Here is a 2,874-nt window from a genome sequence, read left to right on the forward strand (position 1 = left end):
CCCCGGGGTGATCCGGCCGAGCCGTGCGGAGCCGGCACCGAGGTCGCGCACGGTGATCCGGGCGCGGTCACGACCGGGGACCGCGGAGAACGACACCGGATGGGCGTGCCACCAGGTCCGGGCGGTCCAGAACCGCCAGACCCCGTACTGGCCGCCCTCGGCGCCGAGTCGGTCGAGGTCACGGCCCGCGAGGTGGATCGACACGACCCCCGGCGCGATGGCCTCGACCCCGACCACGCGGATGCGGTGGCGGAACGTCACGACGACCGGCAGGGCGAACCGGTATACGGCGATCAGTCCGAGCGCCACGACGTACAGCGCGATCCAGTAGACGCGCTGCCACGTGCCCTGGGCGAGGACGCTGCCGACGCTGAGCATGTGCGGCAGCGCGACGAGCACCGCCGCGTAGCTGAGCAGGTGGATGACGTGCCAGGCCTCGTAGGGCAGGCGACGTCGGACGGCGACGAGGGACGAGACGACCACGGCGACGAACAGTCCGAGTCCCAGGTAGGCCAGGGGCATGCCGGGCGTGGAGAAGAGCGCGATCGTCTCGGCGATCGGTCCGGTGCCCGCCGAGGCGCCGTACCCGAGCGTCAGGAACGCACCGTGCGCGAGCAGCAGGTACAGCACGGGCTTCCCGAGCGACCGGTGGACCGCGATCGCGTTGTCCTGCCCGAAGGTCCGGTCGATGAGCGGGACCCGCGCGGCGAGGACGAGCATCACGAGCACGAGGTCGGTCGCGACCAGACCGGCGACGATCCCGGCGTCGGTGAGCCACCCGCCGATGCCGACGACCGTGTGGGATCCGGGCGACACGAGCCAGAGCAGGACGGCCACCGCGGCGGACACCCAGGCGAGGATCCCGAGCAGGTCGGTCAGCGCGCCCCGGCGACGTCCGGCGCGGCGACGGCGACGTGCCGCGACCGCGAGCGGCTCGGCCGGCGGCACGGTGCCACGTCGGCGGCCGCCTCCGGAGGGACCGGGGGCGGGGCGGGCGGTGGGGCGAGCGGTGTCGATCATCGTCTCGGTCCTCTCCAGCAGGTGTTCGGGTGCTCCACAGCATCGGCAGCGGGACTGTGGAGGAACCCGGAACGGACCGTCCGCTTCGTTCGAGACTTCGAGTGATCCGGCGCGGCCCGGCACGGCCGCCGGGCGGCGGGGCTCGGATGCCCGTCGGGGGGCACGGTCGTCCGTCGGCCGCGCACCGCGGCGACGACCGGCTCAGACCGCGGGGACGCTGACCGTGGCGACGGCACCGCCGTGCGCGCCGTTCCGGAGCGACGCCGACCCGCCTGCGCGCTCGGCGATCCCGCGGACGAGCGCGAGTCCGAGCCCGCTGCCGCCGAGCACCGCGCGCCGGGCGCTGTCCGCCCGGGCGAACCGCTCGAACGCCTGGGGCAGGAAGTCCTCGGGCACCCCGCGGCCGTCGTCGACGACGGTCAGCTCGAGGGTCCGCGCGGCGTCCTGGGTGAGGGTCACGCGGATCACGCCGCCCTCCTCCCCCGCTGCGACGGCGTTCGCGACGAGGTTGTCGACGATCCGGGCGAACGCGGCCGTCTCGAGGGCGTACCGCTCGTCGGGCGCGTCGAGCGTCACCTGGAAGTCGATGTCGCGGTCGACGGCACCCCCGAGGGCACGGACACGGTCGATCGCTCCCATGAGTTCGGTCACGAGCGCGGACCCCGGTGTCGAGGGTGCCGGTCCGGCCTCGTCCAGTCGGCTCAGCTCGAGCATCGTGTTCGCGAGCGCGACCAGCCGCGCGGCGTCCCCCTCGGCCTGGCGCAGCTCGCGCTCGAGCGCCTCGGCGTCCCCGGCGGACCGGTGCGCCAGCTCGAGCCGGGCGGTGAGGGCCGCGAGCGGTGTCCGGAGCTCGTGACTGGCATCGGACACCATGCGGCGTTCCCGCTCGGCGTGTTCGCGCTGGCGGTCGATGAACGCGTTGAGGGTCCGTGCGAGCGCGGCGAGCTCGTCGTCCGAGGTCCCGACGGGCAGGTGCCCGGCCGCGGCGCCGGCGCTCAGCTCCTCGGCCGTCCGACGCATCCGGCCGACCGGCCGGAGCGCCAGGGTCGAGAGCAGCCAGGCGGTCGCGGCGAAGGCGAGGAGCGCCAGGACGGTCCCGACGGCGAGGGAGCGGTCGACGCGTTCCACGGTCTCGTGCCCGGCGCGGCCGTCGTGCGCGGCCCAGACGACCGAGGTCCCGGCGTCGCTCCGGACCGGGATCCCCACGACCGTGACCGACCGGTGTCCGGTGTGCAGGCGGAGCGTGACGTCGTCGTCGGGCGCTGCGGTCGGCAGCGACCGTCGGACGTCCCGCGGGAGCGAGTCGACCACCCATCGACCCGACGCGTCCCGGATCCCCACCATCACGTCCTCGGCGGGTCGGTCCGGGGGCTCGCCGGGGTTGTTCCGCAGGTCGGAGACGAACGGTGCGGCGTCGCCGGCGGCGAGGGACTCGTCAGTCGCCAGCGTCGCCCGCTCGATCTGGACGTGCAGCACCACCGCGACGCCGGACAGCACGACCGCGCCGACCAGCAGGCTGCCGAGCGTGATGCGGGCCCGGATCGAGAGGCGACGGAGTGCCCTCATGCGGCCGGCACGACCTCGAGCGCGTACCCGACCCCACGCACGGTCCGGATCACCACGTCGGCGTCCGCCGCCTGCAGCTTCTTCCGGACGTAGCTGACGTACTGGTCGACGATCGTCGGGTCGAAGTGCTCGGCGCTCCCCCAGACCTCCTCGAGCACCTCGGCCCGGGTGCGCGGCGCCGGGGCACCCTGGATGAGGAACCGCAGCAACGAGAACTCCTTGACGCTGAGCGGCAGGTCCCGACCCCGCACCGACGCCCGGACCGCGACGGTGTCGAGCCGCACGCCC

Annotated in this window: 3 protein-coding genes; all 3 read right to left on the minus strand. The window is 74.6% G+C overall.

Annotated features, from left to right (window positions below):
* Positions 1 to 1,020 (minus strand): ferric reductase-like transmembrane domain-containing protein (locus I5E_RS05050; protein ID WP_022906030.1); only part of this gene is annotated, 1,020 nt, incomplete at its 3' end.
* Positions 1,021 to 1,221: 201 nt separating this feature from the next.
* A complete protein-coding gene (locus I5E_RS05055; protein ID WP_022906031.1) occupies positions 1,222 to 2,586 on the minus strand; it encodes a sensor histidine kinase in 1,365 nt (454 codons plus the stop codon).
* Positions 2,583 to 2,874 (minus strand): winged helix-turn-helix domain-containing protein (locus I5E_RS05060; RefSeq protein ID WP_022906032.1); only part of this gene is annotated, 292 nt, incomplete at its 5' end. The genes I5E_RS05055 and I5E_RS05060, both read right to left, overlap by 4 nt.

It is taken from the genome of Curtobacterium sp. B18, from assembly GCF_000333375.1.
Lineage (GTDB): Bacteria > Actinomycetota > Actinomycetes > Actinomycetales > Microbacteriaceae > Curtobacterium.

Excerpts from the sequence above, each read along its gene's own strand:
- I5E_RS05055 (WP_022906031.1), bottom strand. The coding sequence starts at position 2,586 with ATGAGGGCACTCCGTCGCCTCTCGATCCGGGCCCGCATCACGCTCGGC.